The organism is Bacillus sp. HSf4 (genome assembly GCF_029537375.1).
Taxonomy (GTDB): domain Bacteria; phylum Bacillota; class Bacilli; order Bacillales; family Bacillaceae; genus Bacillus; species Bacillus sonorensis_A.
This window is the reverse complement of sequence record NZ_CP120679.1, coordinates 741722-766856: the sequence shown is the minus strand read 5'-3', so window position 1 is coordinate 766856 and position 25135 is coordinate 741722. Positions and strand designations below refer to the sequence as shown.

Below are 25135 nucleotides of genomic sequence, written 5' to 3'. Positions count from 1 at the left end.
CATGGCGCGTGTATCGTCAGTTAGTCCGCTTCTCCGCGTTTTCCATGTCAGTTTATTGTCCACTTTCCTGCATAGTCCGATGATTTACGGTCATCGGGTAGAGACTTATGGGCCATATTCCCAAGATTATATGAGGTTCGTGTTTTCATGTCATGTTTATCTTAACAACGGACTGTTATAATGTCAACGACATTATCGAACGATAGTATATTTTGTTGTTTTAATGTTCGGGTTTAGAGTAATTTCCCTTCAAATATAATTTTTCTTCCGCACGGAACGGCCTGAATCGTTCCATTTTCTTTCTTTTCTTTGAATACCGGTTCCTCCATCCGGCGAACCGGTGTGTAGCCTTCTTGCTGCATCCGGTTCAACACGGTGTCGATCGTTTCCCCTTCCGCCACTTCAAAGCGTTTTTTCTTCGGCTTTGTCATCACTCTTTAATTCTCCTTTTCTTTACGGCTTTGACCCAGAAGCCGCCGTGTATCGTTTTCGGTTCATAGGAAATGATAAACGCCTTCGAGTCGATTGATTTGATGGTTTCGTACAATTGCAGCTCATACTTTCTCGGCGTCAAAATTTGCATCGCCGTTCTGTCTCCTTCAAGTCCGCCGACGACCCAGTGGGTGACGCCGTAGCCTTTTTCCCGAAGCTGTTTCGGAAGATCAAGATCGAGCTCTTTCGTAATCGCATTGACTGTAATATAGCCCAATGCGAGCTTTTCTTCAATTTTTGTGCCGACGATGATGCCTATCCCGAATCCGACTGCATAAGCGATCACGTTTTGGATTTGATTTAGATTATCTAAAACCAGTCCAAGCCCGACGACATAAACCAGCATTTCAATTGTCCCGATAAAAGCGGCCAGATACCGCTGACCTTTTAGTGTCAGTATCATTCGAAGGGTTAAAAATGTTACATATATAATATTGATAACCAGAATAATGCCAACCATACTCACAGCGTGTATAAATGCCGTGTGAAGCATTTGCAATCCCTCCTTTAGATCGAAAGCAATCATATTCTACTAGAGAAATTCAGCGTATACAATCCTGTAATGGCCCTGCTTCACCACAAAATTTTTCGACAATCGCAAAAGCCGGCCCGCATACGATTCAGTTTACCCTTAATCAAGCCGATTCAAATCTTTTCCGCCGATAAAAAGGCGCACGCAATCGCCCGGTCATATGGGTTCAGTGAACTGTGATCACCATAAAAAAAAGCCGGTTCCATAGGAACCAGCTTTAGTCGATTAAACCGGAATAAGCGATGACAGCAAATAGCCGGCCATGAATTTCCATGTTGCGCCGACAAATACCAATTCAATCAGCAAAACCGCGAAGACGCAGTACATCAAATCCGCCCGCTTTTTATCGCTTTTTTCATAAACCGATTGAATCAGCACAAATGCGCCGAATGTCAGCCCCAAAAACATCAAAATCGACAAAATCACCGTCATCGTTGTAAAATTGATGATCGCAAAAATCATCCAGAAAGCCGCGGGTATGATAAACGGTACTAAAAGAGAACCGAATTTCGCCGCCGTTTCATAAAAAGAGATGTTAACCCTCATCATAAACCTTGCTGCAGCCCAGATGGCCGCGACCACCCAGAACATGAAGATCATGCAGTATAGGAAAACAACAAAAAACACTTCAAAAAACGGCACATTCACACCGAAGCCGAGAACCCTGCCCCTGCCCGCCAGAAGCTGATAAAAGTTTCCGAGGGAAAAGAAGACAGCCAAAAGCATCATCGAAATAACGGAATATTTAAAATAAGTCCGGTCATGCTCATCTGCTGCACGTACAGGAGATTTCAAGACATCAAGCACAAAGCTGAAATAGCGGAACAAAGCAGCAATGACGCTTTGGAGAATCCTTTTGGCTTTTGACGCCGATGGATTTGGCTCCTTGCTTTTCCTCGTCTTCCGCGCATTTCTCGACATCCGTGATGCGGGTTCTTGTTCTATATCTTCTTCATTTCTTTTATGCTGTTCTTCAATCATATAAGCAACTCCTATCTATTCAAAAGCTTTACATCAATGAAAAGCACTTATATAAATTACATAAGCTGTTTAAAACAGTCAAGCCAAACCCATTCTTATCATAAGTGCTGCCGCCTTTATATATGACGAAAAACAAGAATCAAAGGTTCCACTTTTCATTTTTTTCCACATAAAAAAAGCCCCCGTGTAAACGAGGGCTATTCCGCTTCCTTTTTATTTCAGGAAAATAAAGTAACAGATGAACACGACAAACAGTCCGTACATAATCGGATGGATGTCTTTCGCTTTGCCTTTCATGATCATCGTGATCGGATAGAAAATAAATCCGATGGCGATCCCTGTGGCGATGCTGTAAGTCAGCGGCATCGCGATCATCGTTAAAAAGGCGGGAACAGCAATTTCAAATCTGCTCCATTCAATTTTATTGAGATTCGCCACCATCAGCACACCGACGATGATTAAAGCGGGCGCTGTCACATTCGAAGTGATGACGCTGAGAACCGGTGAAAAGAACAGCGACAATAAAAACAGCACACCCGTGACAACCGCTGCGAAACCGGATCTTGCCCCGGCAGCAACCCCGGCGCTAGATTCGATATATGACGTCGTTGTCGACGTTCCGAGGATTGCTCCGGCAACGGTCGCAGTCGAATCGGCAAGCAATGCCCGGCCTGCACGCGGCAGCTTGTTGTCTTTCATCAAACCGGCCTGTGAGGCAACACCAACCAATGTACCGGCAGTATCAAAAAAGTCGACGAATAAAAACGTTAAAATAACAACGAGCATCTGGATCGAAAAAACGTCAGGAAGATGCATAAAAGCCTGTCCAAATGTCGGCGCAAGACTCGGAACAGCGCCAACGATTTTCTCAGGCACGTCAATCAGGCCAAACATCATGCCGACAACGGCTGTGATCAGCATTCCGAAGAAAATCCCGCCATTGACGCGGAGGACCATTAAAATGACGGTAATGACCAAGCCAAATACAGTCAGCAGAACAGGGCCTGAATGAATATTTCCAAGAGCTACCACTGTATCGGGATTGGCAACGATAATTTTTGAACCTTGCAGACCAACGAAAGCGATAAACAGCCCGATTCCCGCCCCGACGGCCATTTTCAGCTCATACGGAATCGAGTTGATGATTTTTTCCCTCAGCCCTGACAGGGAAAGAACGATGAAAATAAGACCGGAAACCATAACACCGGCCAGCGCCGTCTGCCATGGAATCTGCATCGTTAAAATAACAGAAAAAGCAAAGAACGCGTTAAGCCCCATTCCCGGCGCAAGCGCAATCGGATATTTGGCTAATATCCCCATCACAAAACAGCCGATGGCCGCCGCAACAGCCGTAGCCGTGAAAACGGCGCTTTGATCCATTCGCAAAGCATCGGGAAAGTCTTGCACAGATGCCAGCGAAAGTGTGAGCGGATTGACGATCAAAATATATGCCATGGACAAAAATGTGGTGAGTCCGCCAATCATTTCTCTCCGATAGTTCGTACCCAATTCTTCAAACTGAAAGTAACGCTTCAAAATGGTATACTCCTCTCGATTTTCTGTCGTTTTTATTGTTTCATAAAGCTTTGTATTTAAACAAAAAACGCCCCAATTGGCGGGACGCTTGACTACGGCATATTTCATACTGAAAAAATGTATTTTTCACGAACAAAATAGTGTATACAAGCGTAGTCAAGCTATTTACGGTAGCTTGGTAGAAACTTATGGGCCATATCCCCATGATTATACGACAAGTCTTTTTTGAATTACTATACTATTGTAACAATACCTAACGCGGAACACAATACAAAAAACGAACATTAATACAAATAATATTCTCTTCGTTCGCTATTTTTCCATATTCTTACCGATGTACTTGTTATCATAAAAAAAGCCAGAACAGACCAAAAGCGCTTTAGACTGTTTACCAAACGGTTTAAAGCTATTCTTTTAAAATTAACAGAGTCTTATCCGAATAAGATAAATGGTAACCTCTTTGCCGTCAGTGAAAATATCCTTCCTGTCTCACGAAGAATCAATTTCATTTTCCACTTTCTTGGTGTTCCAAGAAAAAAAGCCTTTAAACCAATGTTTAAAGACTTCATTTTACATTCTATGTGATTCTGTAACATCGGCATTTGAACGTCTGCTCTGATCAAGATGCTTTTTGGCCAAAAATAAAGCTGGAATTCCCGAGGCTGTCGTTACAAACAAGATGAAGAATATATAAATAGACCCGTTCACCCCAAAATAGGAAAGAAGAAAACCGCCCAGCCATGGGCCAATCACATTTCCTAAACGGTTAAAGCCTGTTGCCCCAAAATATGTTCCTTTTAAACCTGGTTTTGCAATTTCATCCACCAACATATCAACCATTGAAAAAATCAAAACTTCCCCTATTGTGAAAAATATAACGATAATACCCCATATGACTGGATTAACTGAAAATGAAAAGAATAATAAACTGAAACTAATCAATATATTCCCCAGAATAATTGAATGAATCGGCGGAAACTTTTTCATGGTATTCACAATCGGATATTGAACGAGCAAAACAACAATTGCATTCAGAACCAAAAGCCATGAAAATACGGTCACCCCATCCTCCATTTTTGCGGCAAAATATTGGGGCAATGTTGTGGAAAAATGTGCGTATCCGGATATTGATAAAATCACTCCAAATAATGTGATAAGAAACACTTTGTCTTTTCTTATCACATGAAAAGCCGTAGCAATCGTCGTTTTATCTTCTTTTCGGTTATTCTCACCTATGTTAAATTTCCGAAATGAAAATATGAGGGACAGACCGTAAAGAAAATATGTAAGACCTGCGATCAGAAAAGGGAGAGCCGTTTTGGCGGCTCCCAGACGAAGGCCTATAAGCGGTCCAAAAACCACGCCTATATTGATCGCAGTATATCGCAAATTAAACATCTTCAAACGGTTTTCTTCTTTGCTTATATCTGATAACAAGGCTCTAGATGCCGGTTCAAAGATTGATTGGCACAGCCCGTTAAGCACATTGATGACAAAAAATGCAAGTACACTATCCGCAAAAACAAAGCTCACAAAAACAAATGCCCAACAAAATACAGATGTTATCATCACAATTTTTCTGCCAAAAAGATCCGATAAATAGCCTCCGTAAAAGCTCATTACAATCCCAGCCAGAGAACTTACCGATACAATGATGCCGGTCAAAGCTGGAGATACACCTTTGACTTGTGTAAGGTAATATAGAAAGGAAAGGAATGCTCATTGAAACTGACATTCTGCTAAACAATGTTCCCAAAATGATATTCCAGCCCACCGAATGAATCCTGAATTGTTTCATTTTAAAAAAACCACCTGCCTGAACATTAGGTGCTGATTAGAAGGAGTGTTTTGGATGCCGGCCTGTTATACCTTAATGGCCAGCTGAGTTGTAAAGTTCTTTATTCTTTTCAACGCTTCTGTAATAAGATCCTTTGGAATTGCAAAATTCAAGCGGATGTTATTACGCTCTCCAAATGCTGTACCGGGAACAGCTGAAACATGCTGTTTTTCCAGCAGCAGATGGCAAAATGTCTCCGCATCAACGATTGTTTGATCTTCATATGTTGTTCCGATAAATCGCGAAACATTCGGAAATGCATAAAAGGCCCCATTTGGTTTGGCACAGCGGATACCCTGAATATGATTTAAACCCTCGACCAACAGATCACGTCTCTTTTTGTATTCTTCGACCAGAGACTGATCAAAACCGTTTAAAGCCGCTATGCCCGCATATTGAGAAATCGTTGACGGGCTACCTGTAGCATGGCTTTGAAAGCTGGCAATTGCTTCTGCTATATCCGCCGGGGCAGCGATATATCCAAGCCGCCATCCAGTCATTGCAAACACTTTAGAAAAACCATTCGTTAAGATAGTCCGGTCTTGTAATTCGGGAAAAAGGAACGGCAAGCTGACATGCTTGCCCTCGTACACAAACTGATCGTAGATCTCATCAGAAATAATAAAAATGTTCTTATAATCCTTTAACACATTTCCGATCTCTTTCAATTCGTCTTCAGAATAAACGGACCCTGTCGGATTATTAGGAGATGTAATAACGACAGCTTTTGTTTTAGGGGAAATCGCTGCTGCAAGCTTCTCCGGCGTCATTTTAAAATCAGTCGTTTCATCACATCTTACAATTACAGTCACTGCTCCCGACAGTTTGATTTGCTCTGGATAAGACACCCAGTAAGGGGATGGGAGAACCACTTCATCACCTTGATCACAAATTGCTTGAAAAACATTATATAACGGCTGTTTTCCCCCGGCTGATGCAATAATTTGATTCGGACTGTACTTAATTCCACGTTCATGCAACAAGTATTGTGCAATGGATGCTCTTAATTCAATCAGTCCTGTTGCCGGTGTATATCCGGTTTGGCCATTCACTATCGCTTGGATTCCTGCATGTGAAGCTTTTAATGGCGGCTGAAGATCCGGTTCACCTACACTCATATTAATCATATCTTTACCTTCTTTTATCATCATTTTCGTTTTGGCATTTAATGACATTGTAGCCGAAGGTTTGATATTCATGACTCTGTCAGATAATCTTTTATTCAATCGGAACACCTCCAGTTCTTATATATGGACATGCTAAAAAGTCAGAATAGAAAACCTTAAGTAGCCGGCTGTTTATGGATCAAACGCTCGAGCTGCTTCATCCCCGGTACGTCTTGAATATCAAATATTTCCTTGACACTCACTATGTCTTCTTCAACCTGCAAAGAAGATTTATTGTTAATAATGCTTTCGAATGTATCATTTATAGCCTTAACAGAAGCACGCAAAGCCTGATTGGCATAGATGGAAACCTTCACTCCCAATTCCTCCAACTGTTCCATTGAGAGCGTCGGATATTTAGTCGGAACCACAACCAACGGTGCATCAACATCCCAATTGTTAACAAATTCAATAATCTCATCAGGCGATTGTTCTTTTGAATGAATTAAAATCGCATCTGCTCCCGCTTGAACATATGCTTTTGCTCTTGTATAAGCTTCTTCTTGACCCAATTTAGCAATTAAAGCTTCGACACGCGCAATCAATACAAAATCGTCATTTTGCTGAGCCATCTTTGCGGCTCTAATTTTTTCGCAAAATTCTTCAGTACTGACAAGAAGCTGTTGTCTATCGTCAAATGAATTTAATTTCGGATATACTTTATCTTCAATACAAACCCCGGCAATACCGGCAGCTTCATATTTTTTGATCATGCGGGTGACATTATGAATATTCCCGTATCCAGAATCACAGTCTGCTATGACCGGCAAATTGCATGATTCATTCATAATAACGGCAGCTTCAAGAAATTCAGTCATCGTTAATATACTGGCATCAGGTACAGTTTGCACAGCAGAGATTCCCAAACCGCTTGCCCATATGGCATTAAATCCGTTTTTCTCTGCTAATTTAGCGCTTAAGCCGTCATGAGCTCCCGCTACTTTCACCAATCCTTGACTATTTAAAGCGTTCCTCAAAATAGCTGATTTTCTGTTTCTCATCATCATTCTCCCCTTCACCTATGATTATTTTTATCTTGTCAACCGCATTATGTAATGCGTCATTGACTTCTCGCTCATTTTTCCCCTTTACAATCACCCATCCTGCTCTATCGTAGCTGTTTTTGATCGGCCCGATCGTATCACCAACATTGCAATTTATATGAAAATCGACTAAATTCCCCATCCTTTTCAGCTCACCTAGTCCTTCGATCGCGCTTACAACCCCTTGATTCGTTTCTAAAAAGCGAACGGCGCACACTTCATTTTGGGCAAGCTTACTTTCCGGTTGATATGGGACGCCCGCCAGTTCAGCAAAAATAGGTGTGTGCATATCACATTTCATGGCGATTTCGGTTATGGTCACTATGTTGTCTCCGCCATAGCGGGTGTGCACCTCACCTACCACAAATCCTTTATTTGTGTGATATCCCTCAATATGCAAGGGGCCAAATACGATCCCAACAGCATGAACGACTTCCATGACCAGATCCTTATAAAAGTCCTGATATTTTTTTTGACCTTGATAAGGCGATATGTGCCCCAATTCCACGAACGTTCCAGGATAAAGCTGCTTTTCGGTTACACCAAATATTCCGACCTTGCCTTGGCAGACAACGGCTTCTATAGAAATTTCCTGTCCTTCTATAAACTCTTCAGCTAATATTGATTCCTCATCGTCATGCTTTGAACATTCTTTAAAACACGCCTCTATGTCTTCTTGTTTCTCAACTTTAATAACACCCACACTACCTTGCCGAGATCTCGGCTTTAAAATGATAGGATGTTCAGATTTGTGCCAAAAATCATATACTTCTTCCACATTCCTGCACAATTTAAAACCAGGAGAGCATAGTCCCGCCTTTTTTAAAAGCTGCCGCGTTTTATATTTATCAAGACAAGCTTGTACCACAGACGGAGGATTTCCTTTCAAATGAAAGGCTTGCTGAAGTTTAGATACATTGAATAAACCGGCTTCTTTGAAAGTAAATATGGCATCTAATGGCTCTTTGTCATGGATCTCTTTGGCGACTGAGAACAGATTCTCATCATTCGTATAATCTAAAACGATTTTTTGATCAGCTTCCTTTATTAAATGCTCATAATTTTTCAATGAAGCTTCTGTATCTCCCAATATGACGTCAAAACCAAGTTGCTTAGCCCGCTTAATGGCCCTTTCGATATGTGTTTCAGGAATCCCGACCAGGAACAGTCTCTTCCGTTCCATTGATGAAACACCTCACTTTGGATAAAGCATCTTCAGCATATGTGATCGCTTTTTCTGTATCCTCGGCTTCTGTGATGACATAAGCAATCCGGGAATCATGAAATTTTTCAGGCGGCAGGCCAACATTATCGCCCTGTTGTTTTTCTAAAACAAATTCAACGACCCCAGGCATGTCTTTGATCGATTCAACACCTTCCCACTTTTCTATCACACCCTCACGGTCTGCAATCAAAAATCGGACGCAGGCAGCTCTTCTTTTCGAAGCTACAAAGCTTATTTTTTCTCCTAATACCGCCAATAGGTTTGCGCGTGTTATATCTATACCTTTGGCTAGAGGAACCAAATGTGTAGTAATAAAGTCGCCACCTAGACGACCATTGATCTCTATAATCTTACATCCTTTTTCTGTGATCATGATCTCGGCATGAAAACCACAATGATCCAGCCCCAAAGCTTTTATCCCATCACTGGTGATATTGAACAATTCACGTTCGACATCTTCCGACAGCCTGGCGGGAAATGCATGCTGGTATTCTTCGAAATACCGATCCGTCCATTTTTCTGTAACACCTGCAAAGTGAATGACTCCATCGGAAATTACTCCCTCAATGCTGACTTCTTGTCCATTCATAAACTCTTCAACCAGATACTCGTTTTGATAAAAAGAAAACATTTTATCATTTTCTGGAATCGCAGCGTTTAACATGTCCTGATAGGCGTGATATAAATCTTCCGGCTTTTCTATTCGGAACACGCCTTTGCTTGCAGAAGCACCCACAGGCTTAATGATTAAGGGGTATTCCATCTCAACGCTGGCATGATATAATTCGTTCCAATTTGTAAACCTGTGATAATTTGGATGCGGAACTTGTGCATGGTTTAAACAATGACGCATCTTCCATTTATTCCGGGCCCGTTCCGCCGCTTCCACCGGACTGCCCTTCAGGTTAAATTCTTCGGCAGTCACCGCCACAGGCACCACATCTCTATCCCAAAATGTAATGACTCCGTCAAAAGGATTTTCTTTGGCCGCTTCCTTCAGAACAGGTATGGTCTCATCCATCTGATAAGTATTTGCGCAAATGTAATGATCAACCAACGGGTGCGACCAACCTGGAAGTTCTGGCCCAACAACAGAAACCTTTAAGCCTAAGTCTTTAGCAGTCTCAAGAGTAGAAATTTTCTTAATATAAGTAGCATTAAAAAATAAAATATGTTTGTTCATCCTTTGAGCCTCTTTCAGTATTTTTTTCTCCATTTCAAAAACCTTATCCTGAACCTGAAGCACTGAATGCAGAAGGTAAAAAATGACGCTCAACATTATTGAGGGCATCATTTTTTATCATTCTTATCTAACAAAGAACCCCTTGAAAAATTAAAAACACTATCTACTTTAAATTGTATATATTTATACTATCATACATTATTTGTAATTAAATGAATATTTTATGAATTCGATTTTATTTGACAAATGAATAGATGATGCAGGCTGGTGAAAACTAGGGATGTAACAGTTTATTCGTTTAATATGTTTTATAAAAAAAGCCTCAAATCTTTATAAAAAGATTTGAGGCTTTTTTCATTATTCCCACTCAATTGTCGCAGGCGGCTTGCTCGTAACATCGTAGACAACGCGGTTAATGTGCTTCACTTCATTGACGATCCGTGTCGAGATTGTCTCAAGGACATCCCAAGGAATTCTCGCCCAGTCGGATGTCATGCCGTCAATCGATGTCACGGCGCGAATACCGATCGTATAGTCATAAGTTCTTGCGTCTCCCATGACGCCGACGCTGCGGATGTCAGGAAGGACCGTGAAGTATTGCCAAATATCTTTTTCAAGATCAGCTTTTGCGATTTCTTCGCGAAGAATCGCATCAGATTCACGGACGATTTCCAGTTTTTCTTCCGTTACCTCTCCCAAAACGCGGATGCCGAGACCCGGGCCTGGGAACGGCTGGCGCCAAACGATCTCATCAGGAATGCCGAGCTCTGTTCCAAGCGCGCGCACCTCATCTTTAAACAAGGTGTTCAGCGGTTCGATCAGTTGAAACTGCATGTCTTCCGGCAGTCCGCCGACATTGTGGTGCGACTTGATCGTCTGCGCCGTCGCGGTGCCGCTTTCGATGATGTCTGTGTAAAGCGTTCCCTGTGCAAGGAAATCGATCCCTTTCAGCTTGTCCGCTTCATCATCAAACACATAGATAAATTCATTGCCGATGATTTTGCGTTTTTGCTCAGGGTCTGAAACACCTTTCAGCTTGTTCAGGAAGCGGTCTTTCGCATCAACTTTAATCACGTTCATGTTGAAGCCTTCACTGAATGTTTTCATGACGCCGTCGGCTTCACCTTTGCGAAGAAGTCCGTGGTCGACGAAAATACAAGTCAGCTGATCGCCGATCGCTTTATGGATCAACACCGCAACAACGGATGAATCGACACCGCCGCTTAGCGCGCACAGCACTTGCTTGTCGCCGACTGTTTCGCGGATCTTTTGCATTTCAATTTCAATGAAGTTTTCCATTGACCATTCTCCGGCACATTCACAAACACCGAAAACGAAGTTTTTCAACAGATCATTTCCGTATTCCGAATGGCGCACTTCCGGATGGAACTGAACACCGTACCATTTCTTATCCTTCTTGCTCATCGCTGAATTCGGGCAGTGATGGCTTGTCGCATCAACAGTAAAGCCTTCTGGAACTTCGACAACTAAATCACCATGACTCATCCAGACGACTTGTTCGTTTGGAAGATCTTTGAACAGGTCTGGTTCACCTTCAATGTGAATGTTCGCTTTTCCGTATTCACGCTGACTTGCCGCCTCAACTTTTCCGCCGAGGTAATGAGTCATCAGCTGCATGCCGTAGCAGATGCCGAGAACAGGGATATCCAGGTCAAAAATCTTCTCGTCGCAGCGGAATGATCCTTCATCATAAACGCTGTTCGGCCCCCCGGACAAAATAATTCCTTTCGGATTCATTTCCTTGATTTCTTCTGCCGTCAACGTATGCGGATGAAGCTCACTGTATACACCAAACTCACGAATGCGGCGGGTAATCAGCTGATTATACTGACTTCCAAAATCCAATACAAGAATCATTTCATTTACTAATTTCGTCATGGTGTCACCTCTTTATCAAATTGTTTTTTGCACAGAAAAAATGGCGGCAGACATATGGCCGTCCTGCCCCCATTCGCGGGACTAAGGCTCGGGGCGCAGCCGAGCCTGCCAGCAAGTATATATAAGGGTTTTTAATATTCACTTATTCTAACAATAGGACAGAAAGCGGTCAAGACTATCTCCTTTTAATTAAATTTTCCCATAACTCCGCTGACTCATTCCAAAGTTCTCCTGCATTTTCCTTGCGATACAGGGCCCGTTCATAACGAAGGGTTAAAGCCGTCATATCATGATTGCCTGAGCGCTCATCCACCGCTTTCGCGAACTCGCGGAGGGTCTGCCCTTCCTGCTTGATGATGCCTTTCCGCTGCAGCTGGCGGATAAGCTCCTCATATGCTTTGAAGAAAACCGCGTCATCGCGCCGTTTTTTCAGCCTGGCGATGATGATGACCGGCATCCATTTGGAACGTGTATAGTACAAACCGGCCGCAAGTGCCAACAGGAGAAAAAGAGCCGCTGCACTGTATAAGAGAACGCTGTTATTGCCGCTGTTGGCGGCACCTGAATCGGCTTGAGCTTCTTTATGTTTTTCCTTCTGGTCGTTTTTTTGCGGGCTTTCCTGTTTTTTGGCGGTCTGCTGCTGTTCATCTGCGGCATTTTCTCGTTCTTCTTCCTTTTTTTCTGCTGCGGCGCCGCTATGGCCGTTCGACTGTTCGATGAAATGCTCAGGGTTGACAAAACCTTTCGTCGGTTCAAATGTCACCCAGCCCTGCCCTTGAAAATATACTTCGACCCAGGAGTGGGCATTATTGTTTGTCACTTCATACATATTGCGTTTCCGGTCGGCTGTCGCTCCGGCGTACTGTCCGGATGTATAGCCTTTCACCCAGCGCGCGGGTATTCCGGCCGAACGAAGGAGAACCGCCATGGCCGTTGAAAAATTGTCGCAATAGCCGATTTTCGTTTCAAATAAAAACTGATCGACATAGTCCTGATCCTTGTTCGGCACGGCAACGTCTTTTGTATCATACCTAAATTCGGAAGAACCGAGATAGTCTTCAATCGCTTTTGCTTTGTCATAGACATTATCTTGATCCTTTGTTAGCTTCCCGGCGAGATCTTTCACCCGGTCAGGAAGTGTGTCGGGAAGCTGAAGGTACTTTTCATGGCTGCTGCTCCACTCCTTCTCCGATTCGATCGTGACTTGTTTAAGCTTGTTCACATCAAAAATGGGTGCTTTATAGGTTAATGTATAGCTTTCAAGATTCTGAACATCAGCCCCCGTCTTGCCGGCCGGGACGATTTTCTCCGTGTTTTCGTTCATATGCAGCGGAACAAAAAAGTTGTTTAAGGTGATATGCGTCGTCCCGATCGGATAAAGAACATGGTTATACCGGTAAGAAGGCTCCATATCGATAACCGCTTTGTGTGTCTCTGTTTTCACATTTTTTTCAAACCATTGATAATCAAGCCTGTCCAGATCGAGCTGGATGGATGAACCCGATTTCTCATCTTCAATCCAACCTTTCCCTGTATAATGGCTTTTCGTTTCCGCCCTGAAGTAGCTTCTTTCCGTTCCCTGCCATGTAAATACCCAAGAATCATCTTTAGAAAATGGGCCGCCCAATGCTTCATCATTTGTGCCATAGCCGACTCTGCTCTTTCCCGGCGAATCAAGACCGCCGTTTGCAGCCGTTTTGATGAATGGCACCGGGTCAGGCCATACTGGATCTGTCTTGGGTGCCACCGTCCCGATGCCCACACAGGCGGCAGTCAAAAGCAGCAGCGGGGCAAACCATTTTAAAAACACCGTTTTCGAGGTTTGCAGCCTTTCACCTTCCCTCATTCGTTCAAAATAAAGGAGTCCCAATAAAAGAAAGCCGAACAAAACGATCCGCACGATCGCCCCTGAGGCGTCAAACGGCGTAAACGTGTCGATAACCGCGATATAAACGACGGTCATCATAAAAAAGAAAAGAATTCGGCGCTGATAAATGACCCAATAATGCAGCAAATACACAAGCAGCCAAAGCAAAATGTAAAAGAGAAGCGTCCGAAACAACGGCGACATATCCCGCCACATCCCGGAGAAGATGTGGGAAAGATTCCGGCCGATGTCTTGCAGAAACAGCGTGATCCACGAAGGCGAAAATAAAGATCCGTCGTAAAAAATCCAATGAAGGGCAAACAAAATAAATCCGAGGCTGACCGGAAATCTGATAAACCATGAGACCCTGAAAAATGTAAGCGAAAAAACAAGAGCGATAAATAAAATGAAAAAGTACGTATGCCCCGTATCCGTAAAGTATTGCAAGGGACGGAGCCATTCCCAAAGCAGCATAAACGTTAATACATAAAAAAACAGCAAACCGACCCGGCTGTATTGTCTACCGGTCCTCATGGTTTTCACCTCGCTTTCGCAAAAGCACGGGAAAAGCGCCCGCCATAAATGACGCTCACTTCCGTCCCCCGCGCTCTTAAATGTTCAACAGCCGCATTCTCTTCGCGTGAGACGTCCCCTCCCTTATCCTTGACAAGAAAAACGACAGGCGGGTTGTCTTTCAATGTGTGAGCCAAAACATTTGATAATTCCACCGTGATCCGGCTTGTCACCACATATGTCACCGCATTCCTCACGTCAGGCGAGTTTAACTCGCTGTCCATGAGCGTGTGGAACGGATAAAGAGCATCGCAATCCGCTACCGCCAAATAATGAAACAGATGCTGCAAATGCTCTTCTCCGTTCCGCGCCGGAAACCGGGCTTTTTCCTTTCCGCCGGCAACAAGCCCGGTGTTCGTCCCGTCCCGCAGAGCGGCGCGAACGATGGATGCGGTCAAGCTGACGATATCCTCAAACGCGTCAGACGGAGACTGATCCAAAAAGATCAGCAGATCATGGCCTTTAGTTTGTTCAAACTCCTTTGTCATCAGCTGATTTCGCCGAGCCGACGCTTTCCAGTCCACCCAGGCAAAACGATCACCGGGCTGGTATTCCCTGACGCCTGACGCCAATGTACTGTTCTTCCGCCGCAGGTCTGAGGCATACCCCGATTGATCATCAAACTTCCCCGACCTCGCATGAAATGCAATGTCTTGATATGAGGGCAAAACAAAGAAAGACGTTTCCACCTGTAGGGAAATTTCCTTTTCCACAAGTCCGAGCGGATCGCCTGTGCGGATCCTGATCTCTTTTAAGCGGTGATCTCCCCTCGGCACCGAATCTATTGTATAAGCCATTTTGATTTCCTTTTTGAACCAGGGAAAAAGAAATTGCTTCGCTCCGGCGGGATTTCCGTTTTTCAAAAGCGAATCAGAGAGACAGTCTTCCACGATCATAAACATGAGCGGAAACGGAACTTTTCGTTTTAAAGTGATGACGGGATTCAGCCGCTCTCCGGCTCTCAAATGCTCCCCGCTGATCTTTCGCACCGCCGTTATGCTGGACAGCGGGTAAATAGCAAACAGGAAAGCATACAACATAAAGGGGAGAAAAGCGAAAAACAAAAACCAGCTGACAAATCCCCCTTGAAACATGGCATAGCTGAACGCCACCAGGGACAGAAGAAATAAAACAAACAGCTTCCACCCGTATTTCAACAGACCGATACGCTCACTCATTATTTGTTCATCGGCCTTCCAACAGGAACTTCCGTTTTCGACATAATCTCCTGAAGAACCGTTTCAGGGCGCTTCCCTTCGAACTTAGCCTCCGGCCGCAAAATCATTCTGTGCTGGAGGGTAAAAGGCGCCAGGAATTGAATATCATCAGGAATACAATAGTCGCGACCGTGCAAAAATGCATACGCCTGTCCGGCTTTCATCAGTGCAATCGATCCGCGCGGACTGACACCTAAATATACGGAAGGGTGGTTCCTCGTTTTTTGCGTTATTTCAACAATGTACTCTTTAATTGAGGCGTCCACATAAACCATTTCCGCCTCTTTTTGAAAAGCCGCGAGCTCCTCCTTTTCGATGACAGGCTCAATCTCTTCAAGCGGACGGCGGTTCTCTTGAAGATCGAGGACCTGCAGCTCTTCACGGATGGTCGGATAGCCCATGCGCAGCTTAAATAAAAAGCGGTCAAGCTGTGCTTCAGGCAGCGGATATGTCCCTTCATATTCAACAGGATTTTGCGTCGCCATCACAAAAAAAGGCTTTGCAAGCGGCATTGTCACACCATCAACCGTCACACTGCCTTCTTCCATCGCTTCAAGGAGAGCCGATTGGGTTTTCGGCGAAGTCCGGTTGATTTCATCTGCCAGCACGATATCCCCCATGATCGGGCCTGAACGATACTCAAATTCCAATGTTTTCGGATTGTAAATGGAAACACCTGTTACATCCGAAGGCAATAAATCAGGTGTAAATTGGATTCTCTTGAATTCCGCACCGACTGATTTAGCCAGCGCCCGGACCATCATGGTTTTGCCGACGCCGGGTACATCTTCCAAAAGGACATGACCGTTGGCCAAAATGGCGGTCAGGCTCAAAACGGCTATATCTTTCTTTCCTACTATTACTTTATCTATATTATCGGCTACTTTTCCCAAAACAGGGTGCAGCGCTTCTTGATAAGCCATCCTCTTCCTCCTCATGCTGACGATTCGAATTGATTTAACTTTACCATAAACGATGTTTCAGCAGAAGACAACAAACCGATGAAAAAGTCTTTTTTTGCAAATCGAAAAAAATAGCCTTTCCCTGCTGGAAAAGGCTATTTTTCCTCAAAAGGCTCTATATGAACATGGGAATGAACGATCGAATGTTCTTCCTGCATCCTTCTTTCAATCTCATCAGCGATATCGTGACTTTCGGAAATATTCAGGTCCGACCTGACCTCGACAATGATCTCTACGTGGACGGCGCTTCCTAAATACCGCGCTTTTACATCCTTGATCCGGCCGACTCCCGGCACCTGTTGAATCGTTTCTTTATACATCGAAATATTTTTGATGTCAAAGCCGTCCGTCAAGGAATGGGCGGCATCCCTAAAAATGTCCCAGGCGGTTTTGCAGATCAATAAACCGATGATAAAGGCCGCCGCGGTATCGACCCAGGCGAGATTAAACTGCGAGGCAAAAATCCCCGCAAATGTTCCGATGCTGACAAAAGCGTCTGATTTATTATCAGCTGCCGCCGCATAAAGGGCCTGGCTGTTGACCTTCTGAGCCAGCCTTTTGTTATAAATGAACACGAGAAACATGATGATTGCACTTCCGGCCGCCGTCCAAGCCGCGATCATATCAGGCGTTGTTTCCCGAGGATGAAACAAGGTCTCACCTGAGCTGTACAACACTTGAAGACCGACAACCATCATGATAAAAGATGCAACGAGCGAGGCGATTGTTTCAGCGCGAAAATGTCCGTACGGATGGTCCTCATCAGGCGGCTTTTGTGAAATCCTGAGGCCGATCAGCACCGCTAAAGAAGCGATAATATCCGTCGTATTGTTAAGCCCGTCAGCTTTTAAAGCCTCTGAATGAAAGGCGTAGCCGATGAAAAGCTTCACAGCCGACAGCAAAAGGTAAGCGATGATGCTGACCCATGCCCCGGTTTCTCCTTTTTTCAATTCATCATACCGTTCCATAAAAAGCTTCCTTTCCCATCCGTGTTTTCGCCTTTAATCATACAAAGCCAAACTTGAGTGAGTCTATAGAAACATGATTCACTTCTTGCAGAAATATAGTCGGCATAGAACTTTTTTTAATGAGAGAAACAAATTTCAATGGAGCCAAACCCCCAATAAACCCGTTCCCGGCAAGGCTTTCCATAAATCGTCTGTTCCGTCCACAGCCGCCAAACCGAGCTGCAGCTCTTTTATTCTGAATATTTTTTCTTTGAAAAATCAAAACCTTGCAAAGTCTGCAAGGTTTTTCAGCACCTCCTTCTCCCAAGAAAAACCGGATACCGATTCAACACGATGATGCATGGAATCATGATGACCAGCGTCGCGATTGAATAAATCCCGCTCCATAAAAGCGAGCCGTATGTCTCATCAAGCGAAAAATCAAGCAAATAGTATATGACGGCTTTCAATATTCGAATCACCGGATAATGGAGAACAAGAATGATCAGCGAGTTTTTGCCGAGAAATCGAAGAAGCCTTACATTTTCCAAGTGAAAGCTCGTAAAAATGACACCGGCAGTACCCGAAAATGCCGTGATGTAAAAGATCGCCATATCACCGTATTCATTAGCTCTCATATCAACTCTGACATTCCAGCTTTGCAGATAGGCGACCACCGCGAAAAACAGAAATGAAAGCAGCAGTGTTCTTCGATTTCTCATTTTCAGCTCCCTCAAGCGTTTCCTCAGAAGAAAACCGGCCGAGTAGAAAACGATTGCGGTCAAGGCCACCTCGATATTCCACAGCAGTTTGATGTCGAGATACTGGTAATTATAATAACCCAAAGCGGCGGACAACATGACGAAACAGACGATAAAACGGTCGTTCAGCCATTTTTTCATACAGAAAAAAAGAAGTTCGACAACAAACAGGCATGTCAAAAACCACAGCGCCGGATTGTGTGTCAGCATGTAGTGATCGGGTATCGAATAAAAGATTCCTTTAAAAGGAATGATCGGATCGACATCAGAACTTCCGCTGAACTTGAAATGCCTCTCGATTAAAAACCAGAATGAATAAGCGAGGACGGAAAAGATGAAGTAAGGCAAAAGAAGCGTCTTCATTTTCTTATACAGAAAAGACTTAAAAGTCAGATTCGCATCATGATATACGACCCCGGACAAAAAGAAAAACAGCGGCATATGAAAAGCGAAAATGAACGTTTTCAGCCAATCCGTCGTCGGTGTATGACCCAACACGACGAGAATAATTCCCAAACCTTTCGACGCGTCAATCCAATCTATTCTTTTCTGCATCAAGACATCTCCTTTCAGACCGATTCGCTCCCTAAAAGTAAGGGTTCACGCATAACATACCATCATGAAATACGTCAGCTCCACTCTCATCCCCCGCAAAACCGATTTCAAGGCAATATTTAATCGTTTGGAAATATTCTGTTCATACTTTTGTAATCATCCGCCTTTTTTAGAGCATATTCGACCCGGAACTTAAAGTGAAAAGAAGGGGCAGCAGCCGCTGGGAAATAAACGGCTTTTAGCCCGCCCTTTTCCTCTCTCGGCAGGAACCTATCCACACACACCGTCTTATAATGTACTGATGCATTTATCAGAACTTAAGAGGACAGGTGAAACATGAAGCTTGAAAAATTCGTTGACAGTCTGCCGATTCCAAAAGTGATCAAACCTCATACAAAAAGCAAGACCAAAACGTATTATGAAGTGAAGATGGAAGAGTTTCACCAGCAGCTTCACCGCGATCTGCCGCCGACCCGGCTTTACGGATATAACGCAAGCTACCCCGGACCTACATTTGAAGTGAATAAAAATGAAAGGGTCGAAGTCAAGTGGCTGAACAACCTTCCAGATCATCATTTTCTCCCGGTCGATCATACGATTCATGAGGATGTCCGCCACGGACCTGAGATGAAGACCGTCGTTCACTTGCACGGAGGGAATACTCCGGCTGACAGCGACGGCTATCCCGAAGCCTGGTTTACGAGAGGCTTTAAAGAAACAGGGCCGTTTTTCAAAAGGGAGGTATATGAATATCCCAATCATCAGGATGCCGCCGCACTCTGGTATCACGACCATGCGATGGCGCTGACGAGGCTGAATGTATACGCCGGTCTGGTCGGGCTTTATTTCATTCGCGACCGGGAAGAACGGTCATTAAACCTGCCGAAAGGAGAATACGAAATCCCCCTGTTGATACAGGACAAATCGTTTCATGAAGATGGCTCATTGTTTTATCCGCGCCAGCCAGACAACCCTTCTCCCGAACTTCCGGATCCGTCTATTGTTCCCGCTTTTTGCGGAGATACCATTTTAGTCAACGGAAAAGTGTGGCCATATGCGGAAGTCGAACCGCGAAAATACCGGTTCCGCATTCTGAATGCTTCCAACACCAGATTCTATGAACTATATTTCGACTCCGACAATGTCTTCCATCAAATCGGAACGGACGGCGGCCTGCTCCAGCATCCGGTAAAAGTTCAGTCTTTGACGGTTGCGCCTGCTGAACGGTTTGACATCATCGTCGACTTTTCGAATGCTGAAGGAAAAACCATCACCTTGAAAAACCGGATCGGCTGCGGCGGACAAGACGCTGATCCGGAAACCGATGCAGACATTATGCAATTCCGCGTCACAAAACCGCTGAAGCACAAAGATACGTCTTCAATCCCAAAAATGCTGAGAAAACGGCCTTATGTGAGAAGTCATAAAGTGGATACCATCAGGACACTGTCATTGGGAGCTTCCCTGGACCAATACGGAAGACCGGTTCTTCTTTTAAATAACACAAAGTGGCATGAGCCAGTGACAGAAACGCCTGCGCTCGGCAGCACCGAGATCTGGTCGATCGTGAATGCAGGAAGAGCTATACACCCGATCCATTTGCATCTCATTCAATTTTTGATCCTTGATCACCGGCCGTTTGACACAGCCCGCTATCAGGAAAACAAAGAGCTCATTTTTACAGGCCCCGCCGTGGCCCCGGCACCGAACGAAAAAGGCCTCAAAGATACCGTAAAGGTCCCGCCGGGAACCGTTACCCGCATCATCGCCACCTTCAGCCCCTACAGCGGCCGATATGTATGGCACTGTCACATATTGGAGCATGAAGATTACGATATGATGCGGCCGCTTGAAGTCCAAGACCCGCGGCAACAACGATAAAGCCTCCCCATCAGGAGGCTTTTTAAAAAAGCACAAATCATCAAAAAAATCCACACGTAATCTTGTACAATAAAAGTAATCAAATGGTAAAGGCTGTGTATGACGATGGACTATTATGAACGAATTCAAAAAGCGGTTTATTTTATCGAAGAAAATCTTCAAGAGGAATTAAACATCATAGATATTGCGGCAAAATCGTATTTTTCCCCATTTCATTTTCAAAGGCTTTTCCAGGCGATTTCCGGCTTCTCTGTCAAAGAGTACATCCGCAACCGGCGGCTGTCTGAGGCCGCTGTGTCGCTCTTGGAAACGGACAGGCCCATCCTCGACATCGCGATGGATTTCCAATACGGATCACAGGAAGCATTCAGCCGGGCGTTCTCTCATTATTTCGGGATCACTCCAGCCAAATACCGCAAGGCAAAGGTCAAGCTGGACCATCAAGCGAAAATGAACTTTCTCGACTACAAAAACAAAATGAATGGAGAGCTGATCATGACCAAACCAAAGATCATGCATCTGGACGAGATCCATATCATCGGATATGAATATCGGACAAACTTAAACAATGAAACATATTTCGAAGAGATTCCGGGATTTTACTTTGATTTCGGACAAAATGAATATTATTTAAAGATCCAGAATAAAGCTGCTCCAAGTATGTCATATGGGATTTCATGCAACTTTCAAGATGAAGGGGAATTCTCTTTTATCATTGGAGAAGCCGTTCACGCCCCGGCGGAAGAAGTCCCGGAGCCACTGGTTTATTTTAAAATTCCTGAAGGTAAATACGCCATTTTTGATGTGAAGGGGCCGTCGGCATCGGTTCAAAACACACGCAGATTCATTTATGGGACATGGCTGCCGAATTCGAATTATGAAAGAAAAGAAGGACCTGATTTTGAAGTGACTGATGTTTGCCAATCTTCCTATCCGGATGATATGAGAATGAAAGTCTACATTCCCATTCGTTAAAGGCCTGGAACCAATGGTTCCAGGCTCTGTTTTTTTATATTGCTTTCAGCGCTTCAGCGACAGGCGTGTCTCCTGAAGTCAGATCAAAGGAACGGCGGTATGTATGCTCTTCAGTGAGCGCCGCTGCAATGGTTTTGGCGACATCTTCACGAGGAATCGCGACGCGATCAAGGTTTTCAGCGGCTTTCACCTTGCCTGTGCCAGGTTCATTTAGGAGGCCTCCCGGGCGGATGATCGTATACGTTAAATCGCTGTCTTCAAGAATTCGATCCGCATAATGCTTCGCAACATAATACGGTTTGAGCGCTTCGTTCCAATTTTCCCGATGGTGAGCCTGCAAAGTGCTGACCATGATAAACCGTTTGATTCCCGCTTTTTCAGCGGCTTCAATCGTTTTGACAGCTCCGTCAAGGTCAATCAGCAGTGTTTTGTCAGCGCCGGTTTTTCCGCCTGAACCGGCTGTAAAGACAATCGCGTCACATCCTTTTGCAGCTTGTGCAATATGATCCACTGTCCCCTCTAAATCGGCAAGAACGGCTTCTGTTCCAGATTGTTTCAGCTCTTCAGCCTGTTCCTGATTTCTAACCATCGCTCTGACTTGATGCACGCCGTCTTCATTCAATATACTGATCAGAAGGCGGCCAATTTGTCCATTTGCACCGACAATCAACACTTTCATCTGAATATGCTCCTTTCCATTCGGTTCTCCTTCCATTATTTCATTGTGGGACAACTTCTTCAAACGGCCTGCTCATATGGAAGTTTTAAGCAAATCAAAAAGACCTCCCGCTTATCATGAGAAGTCTTTTCCCGTCCTATTCTATCCCGCCGATTTCATTAAAAGGAAAATAGCGGAATTCAACCTTGCCGACAACGGAGTCATGTGAGATAAATCCGAAAAACCGGCTGTCCCTGCTGTTTTGGCGATTATCCCCCATCACAAAAAAGTGATCTTTCGGGACTTTCTCTTTCCCCGTTAATTCTTTTAGTGTGAAGTTGTTTGTTAAATGTTCATGAACCGTCAGCTTTTGCTTATTTTCCTTTAAATACGGCTCATTATAAGCTTTTCCATTGACATAAAGAACATCGTCCTTCATTTCGACCGTATCCCCCGGGAGGCCGATCACCCGTTTGACATAGTTTTCGTCAGCATCAGGGGCATGAAAGATGATTTTGTCAAAACGCTTGATATCGCTGATTTTGCTGACCATGACCATGTTTCCATCCTGTAAAGTCGGATACATCGAATCCCCCAGGACGGTGGATGGTGTGAACAAAAAATATCGGCAAATGAAAACGATGATTCCGGCAATGACAAGGGTTTTCACCCAAGATAATATCTCTTTTTTTCTGCTGTTTTTCATAAAAATTTCTCCTTTGTTTCTGATTCATCTCGGCTTCTTTCATATCATATCAAGCCGTCCGCCCAACATTTAAGACAACATTCGGAAAAAACGAATCTATATTTATATGAATTAGCGATTTTTACTAAAAATCCTCTATTCCAAGGATGATAAATCATGTCTTTCACGAGCTTCAAGAGCAAACCATTATAAATGCACAGGCAAAATCATCCCGCCTATAATACATTATCATATCCTAAATAAAAGGCGGTGACCTGAGCAAAATGTCCGGTTATGAAGATTACTATGACAATTACGATCCATACAGCCCAGAACGGCAAAGTGAGAGAAAGGCCCTAGCTGAAGGGCGCACCCCAAAACGAACCCATCATTCCGATCCCGATCCAGGTGATGATGATTCTCGCTTTAAATGCAGGCCCAGAAAGTGTCATTCAGATGATGACGACCGTTTCAAATGCCGCAGAAAGAAGTGCTGACAGCTGATTGTAAAAGCCGATCCTTTACATGATGATCGTGAATGAAAAATTTATGTTCAGTTGCCGTCCTCATTTGGAACATTCATCCAACAGGTGAATATCATACATCTAAAAGGGGATGAAAACATGGATCTTCCAAAAGGTGCAGTGACCTCTATGCCCCATCACCATCAAAGGTCTTTGCACGAACTTTGCCGCAAATATATGCACTATCATGTCGTTTTGCGAATGAAGGACGGCCGTTTGATCCACGGCATTCTTGAAGGGAGCAATTCTCAGGCAGCATCTGTTCTTGTGCCTGAAGACGTGCTCGAAGAAAAACAGGTCTATGGCAGCACGGGGTTTCCGCGGCGAAAACGGTTCCGACGGTTTAACAGAAAGATTTTTCCGTTTGTGATGCTGACGGCATTATACCCCTTCCCTTATGATGAAATATCAATATATCCGAATGCTGCGGCCGGAAGCTTTTCACACCCGTGACGCTCTCCGGCAGAAAAACGGCTTCGGATGCGGGCTGCTTTGGGACAAGCACGGCAGCCGTAACCATGACAAAAAACAGCCAGGCAGAGGCTGTCTAAAAAGTTCTCCCCGGCTGTTGTCCGCTGTTAATCCAAAACGGTAAAGCCGTTGATAATTCCATTTGGTTTCTCCCATTCTTTTCTCACTTCTTTTGTTTTGAGATGATAGGAGTAAATCGTTCTGACTTTAGCTTCACTGCCCGTTTCATCTTCCAGCAGCTTCGCATCTTTTGCCTCAGCAAGAAAATAGATTTTTTCCCCGTCCTTTGAGAATTGCGGCTGAGCTGACTCGATCAGTTTGAACGCCTGCTGATCGGAAATGACGGCTTGATATTTTCCGGTTTTCACATCCAGCGCATCAATCGCCGCCTTTTCGCCGTCAGCATCTGATTCCGTGAAAATGATCGTCTTTCCTTCAGGAGATATCGCGATGTCATTGATAAATTTTGCGGCCGTTTTGACGGTGTGATTCCCTTTTTCATCCCCAAGAGAAATACGCATATTCGTCGGCTCGGGAGAAACCCCTTTGCTATTCGCTTCATCGGTTTTTTGATAGTCCTCTTCGACAGAATAATGAAGCAGAACGAACCGGCCGTTTTGTTGATTGTATTGATAATAGCTGACGCTTTCATCCTTGTTGTCCGGCTTCGGATAAAGAACGGCAAATTTCCCTTTTTTCACATCAAATGAGGCGAGATGAAAATTTCTTTCCGACGGAAGATTGTAGCGCATATACAGCTTTGAGCCATCAGGGGACAAGCTCAGCCCGTCGACATACTCATCGCCTCTGTGCAGTGTTGTTTTTTTTCCCGATTTCAAGTCAAGCCTGATCAAGCGGCGCATATTGCTGTCTTTTGCGTTTGTGAAATAAAGCATTTGATTTTTCCGATCAAGCGCCATCGCCGGATAGTCGGTCATCTTTTCCTGATAGAGCTTCCTCTGATTTTCATAATAGGAAGTCACAAGCTTTTCATCTGTAAAGGAAACGAGCAGGTTTGAACCGGTGCCTGCCGTTTTCTGCTCCGCTTTTTTCGGAGAGGAAAAATAGACGGCAGCGTAAGCTCCCGCAGCTAAGGCGATCACTGCCACTAGAATGATTGCGATTTTTTTCATCGTCTGCCTCCGCAAATGGAAAGAAGCAAGAA

Annotated in this window: 20 protein-coding genes, 1 pseudogene and 2 riboswitches; of the genes and pseudogenes, 3 read left to right on the top strand and 18 right to left on the bottom strand. The window is 44.2% G+C overall.

All coding sequences use genetic code 11. The features are described from left to right. Positions 1-52: 52 nt before the first annotated feature. Positions 53-154, bottom strand: a riboswitch (purine riboswitch). A 79-nt stretch (positions 155-233) separates the two neighbouring features. From P3X63_RS03840 to P3X63_RS03770, 15 genes and pseudogenes are all read right to left on the bottom strand, one after another. After that, on the bottom strand, positions 234-431 hold the full coding sequence (locus P3X63_RS03840; protein WP_026589697.1) for an NETI motif-containing protein: 198 nt from the start codon (positions 429-431) through the stop codon (positions 234-236). Further along, on the bottom strand, positions 431-985 hold the full coding sequence (locus tag P3X63_RS03835; protein WP_077735367.1) for a DUF2179 domain-containing protein: 555 nt from the start codon (positions 983-985) through the stop codon (positions 431-433). The genes P3X63_RS03840 and P3X63_RS03835 overlap by 1 nt, the downstream gene beginning before the upstream one ends. 264 nt (positions 986-1249) lie before the next feature. Continuing rightward, on the bottom strand, positions 1250-2005 hold the full coding sequence (locus tag P3X63_RS03830) for a hypothetical protein (RefSeq protein WP_026589699.1): 756 nt from the start codon (positions 2003-2005) through the stop codon (positions 1250-1252). A 213-nt stretch (positions 2006-2218) separates the two neighbouring features. Next, positions 2219-3541 (bottom strand): NCS2 family permease, encoded by a 1323-nt coding sequence (locus P3X63_RS03825; RefSeq protein ID WP_026589700.1) that lies wholly within the window; start codon positions 3539-3541, stop codon positions 2219-2221. A gap of 133 nt (positions 3542-3674) precedes the next feature. After that, positions 3675-3776, bottom strand: a riboswitch (purine riboswitch). A 335-nt stretch (positions 3777-4111) separates the two neighbouring features. Continuing rightward, positions 4112-5339 (bottom strand): annotated as a pseudogene (locus P3X63_RS03820) (MDR family MFS transporter). Between the two features lie 65 nt (positions 5340-5404). Beyond that, positions 5405-6613 carry a pyridoxal phosphate-dependent aminotransferase gene (locus P3X63_RS03815; protein ID WP_236251156.1) on the bottom strand — a complete coding sequence of 403 codons (1209 nt, stop codon included), beginning with the start codon at positions 6611-6613 and terminating at the stop codon, positions 5405-5407. Positions 6614-6660: 47 nt separating this feature from the next. Beyond that, positions 6661-7551 carry an isocitrate lyase/phosphoenolpyruvate mutase family protein gene (locus P3X63_RS03810; RefSeq protein ID WP_026589703.1) on the bottom strand — a complete coding sequence of 297 codons (891 nt, stop codon included), beginning with the start codon at positions 7549-7551 and terminating at the stop codon, positions 6661-6663. Continuing rightward, entirely contained in the window at positions 7502-8770 is a 1269-nt protein-coding gene (locus P3X63_RS03805; RefSeq protein WP_077735368.1) for an ATP-grasp domain-containing protein, read from the bottom strand. The genes P3X63_RS03810 and P3X63_RS03805 overlap by 50 nt, the downstream gene beginning before the upstream one ends. Then, on the bottom strand, positions 8733-9995 hold the full coding sequence (locus P3X63_RS03800; RefSeq protein ID WP_026589704.1) for an ATP-grasp domain-containing protein: 1263 nt from the start codon (positions 9993-9995) through the stop codon (positions 8733-8735). Before P3X63_RS03800 ends, P3X63_RS03805 begins: the two co-directional genes overlap by 38 nt. A 357-nt stretch (positions 9996-10352) precedes the next feature. Beyond that, positions 10353-11894, bottom strand: a complete 1542-nt coding sequence (gene guaA / locus P3X63_RS03795; RefSeq protein WP_277692479.1) for a glutamine-hydrolyzing GMP synthase — start codon at positions 11892-11894, stop codon at positions 10353-10355. 175 nt (positions 11895-12069) lie between these two features. Next, positions 12070-14295, bottom strand: a complete 2226-nt coding sequence (locus P3X63_RS03790) for a DUF4129 domain-containing transglutaminase family protein (protein ID WP_277692478.1) — start codon at positions 14293-14295, stop codon at positions 12070-12072. Positions 14296-14300: 5 nt separating this feature from the next. Further along, positions 14301-15512: a DUF58 domain-containing protein gene (locus tag P3X63_RS03785; RefSeq protein ID WP_277692477.1), complete on the bottom strand. Its 1212-nt coding sequence runs from the start codon at positions 15510-15512 to the stop codon at positions 14301-14303. Further along, the gene (locus P3X63_RS03780) at positions 15512-16474 is read right to left on the bottom strand and encodes an AAA family ATPase (RefSeq protein ID WP_026589708.1); all 963 of its coding nucleotides are present in this window, start codon (positions 16472-16474) and stop codon (positions 15512-15514) included. The genes P3X63_RS03785 and P3X63_RS03780 overlap by 1 nt, the downstream gene beginning before the upstream one ends. A gap of 134 nt (positions 16475-16608) precedes the next feature. Further along, positions 16609-17481, bottom strand: a complete 873-nt coding sequence (locus tag P3X63_RS03775) for a cation diffusion facilitator family transporter (RefSeq protein WP_026589709.1) — start codon at positions 17479-17481, stop codon at positions 16609-16611. A gap of 287 nt (positions 17482-17768) precedes the next feature. Beyond that, positions 17769-18776, bottom strand: a complete 1008-nt coding sequence (locus P3X63_RS03770; protein ID WP_035428799.1) for an acyltransferase family protein — start codon at positions 18774-18776, stop codon at positions 17769-17771. A 336-nt stretch (positions 18777-19112) separates the two neighbouring features. Between P3X63_RS03770 and P3X63_RS03765 the strand changes: the two genes are divergently transcribed. Then, positions 19113-20657, top strand: coding sequence for a multicopper oxidase family protein (locus P3X63_RS03765; RefSeq protein ID WP_277692476.1), 1545 nt, complete (start codon positions 19113-19115; stop codon positions 20655-20657). 105 nt (positions 20658-20762) lie between these two features. Continuing rightward, positions 20763-21632: an effector binding domain-containing protein gene (locus P3X63_RS03760; protein WP_026589713.1), complete on the top strand. Its 870-nt coding sequence runs from the start codon at positions 20763-20765 to the stop codon at positions 21630-21632. Positions 21633-21666: 34 nt separating this feature from the next. Here the strand turns inward: P3X63_RS03760 and P3X63_RS03755 are convergent, their stop codons facing one another. Both P3X63_RS03755 and lepB read right to left on the bottom strand, forming a co-directional pair. Then, positions 21667-22311 (bottom strand): SDR family oxidoreductase, encoded by a 645-nt coding sequence (locus P3X63_RS03755; protein ID WP_026589714.1) that lies wholly within the window; start codon positions 22309-22311, stop codon positions 21667-21669. 136 nt (positions 22312-22447) lie between these two features. Beyond that, positions 22448-22996, bottom strand: coding sequence for a signal peptidase I (gene lepB, locus P3X63_RS03750; protein ID WP_026589715.1), 549 nt, complete (start codon positions 22994-22996; stop codon positions 22448-22450). A gap of 602 nt (positions 22997-23598) precedes the next feature. On the opposite strand from lepB, the gene P3X63_RS03745 reads away from it, so the two are divergent. Next, the gene (locus P3X63_RS03745; RefSeq protein WP_051290492.1) at positions 23599-23952 is read left to right on the top strand and encodes a hypothetical protein; all 354 of its coding nucleotides are present in this window, start codon (positions 23599-23601) and stop codon (positions 23950-23952) included. 125 nt (positions 23953-24077) lie between these two features. Here the strand turns inward: P3X63_RS03745 and P3X63_RS03740 are convergent, their stop codons facing one another. Further along, positions 24078-25103: a TolB-like translocation protein gene (locus P3X63_RS03740; protein WP_026589716.1), complete on the bottom strand. Its 1026-nt coding sequence runs from the start codon at positions 25101-25103 to the stop codon at positions 24078-24080. Between the last annotated feature and the right edge of the window lie 32 nt (positions 25104-25135).

What these genes read in the sequence shown, in the direction of transcription:
- P3X63_RS03840 (WP_026589697.1), bottom strand. Translation starts at nt 431, where the DNA reads ATGACAAAGCCGAAGAAAAAACGCTTTGAAGTGGCGGAAGGGGAAACG.
- P3X63_RS03835 (WP_077735367.1), bottom strand. Translation starts at nt 985, where the DNA reads ATGCTTCACACGGCATTTATACACGCTGTGAGTATGGTTGGCATTATT.
- P3X63_RS03830 (WP_026589699.1), bottom strand. Translation starts at nt 2,005, where the DNA reads ATGATTGAAGAACAGCATAAAAGAAATGAAGAAGATATAGAACAAGAA.
- P3X63_RS03810 (WP_026589703.1), bottom strand. Translation starts at nt 7,551, where the DNA reads ATGATGATGAGAAACAGAAAATCAGCTATTTTGAGGAACGCTTTAAAT.
- P3X63_RS03805 (WP_077735368.1), bottom strand. Translation starts at nt 8,770, where the DNA reads ATGGAACGGAAGAGACTGTTCCTGGTCGGGATTCCTGAAACACATATC.
- P3X63_RS03800 (WP_026589704.1), bottom strand. Translation starts at nt 9,995, where the DNA reads ATGAACAAACATATTTTATTTTTTAATGCTACTTATATTAAGAAAATT.
- guaA (WP_277692479.1), bottom strand. Translation starts at nt 11,894, where the DNA reads ATGACGAAATTAGTAAATGAAATGATTCTTGTATTGGATTTTGGAAGT.
- P3X63_RS03790 (WP_277692478.1), bottom strand. Translation starts at nt 14,295, where the DNA reads ATGAGGACCGGTAGACAATACAGCCGGGTCGGTTTGCTGTTTTTTTAT.
- P3X63_RS03785 (WP_277692477.1), bottom strand. Translation starts at nt 15,512, where the DNA reads ATGAGTGAGCGTATCGGTCTGTTGAAATACGGGTGGAAGCTGTTTGTT.
- P3X63_RS03780 (WP_026589708.1), bottom strand. Translation starts at nt 16,474, where the DNA reads ATGGCTTATCAAGAAGCGCTGCACCCTGTTTTGGGAAAAGTAGCCGAT.
- P3X63_RS03775 (WP_026589709.1), bottom strand. Translation starts at nt 17,481, where the DNA reads ATGGAACGGTATGATGAATTGAAAAAAGGAGAAACCGGGGCATGGGTC.
- P3X63_RS03770 (WP_035428799.1), bottom strand. Translation starts at nt 18,776, where the DNA reads ATGCAGAAAAGAATAGATTGGATTGACGCGTCGAAAGGTTTGGGAATT.
- P3X63_RS03765 (WP_277692476.1), top strand. Translation starts at nt 19,113, where the DNA reads ATGAAGCTTGAAAAATTCGTTGACAGTCTGCCGATTCCAAAAGTGATC.
- P3X63_RS03760 (WP_026589713.1), top strand. Translation starts at nt 20,763, where the DNA reads ATGGACTATTATGAACGAATTCAAAAAGCGGTTTATTTTATCGAAGAA.
- P3X63_RS03755 (WP_026589714.1), bottom strand. Translation starts at nt 22,311, where the DNA reads ATGAAAGTGTTGATTGTCGGTGCAAATGGACAAATTGGCCGCCTTCTG.
- lepB (WP_026589715.1), bottom strand. Translation starts at nt 22,996, where the DNA reads ATGAAAAACAGCAGAAAAAAAGAGATATTATCTTGGGTGAAAACCCTT.
- P3X63_RS03745 (WP_051290492.1), top strand. Translation starts at nt 23,599, where the DNA reads ATGGATCTTCCAAAAGGTGCAGTGACCTCTATGCCCCATCACCATCAA.
- P3X63_RS03740 (WP_026589716.1), bottom strand. Translation starts at nt 25,103, where the DNA reads ATGAAAAAAATCGCAATCATTCTAGTGGCAGTGATCGCCTTAGCTGCG.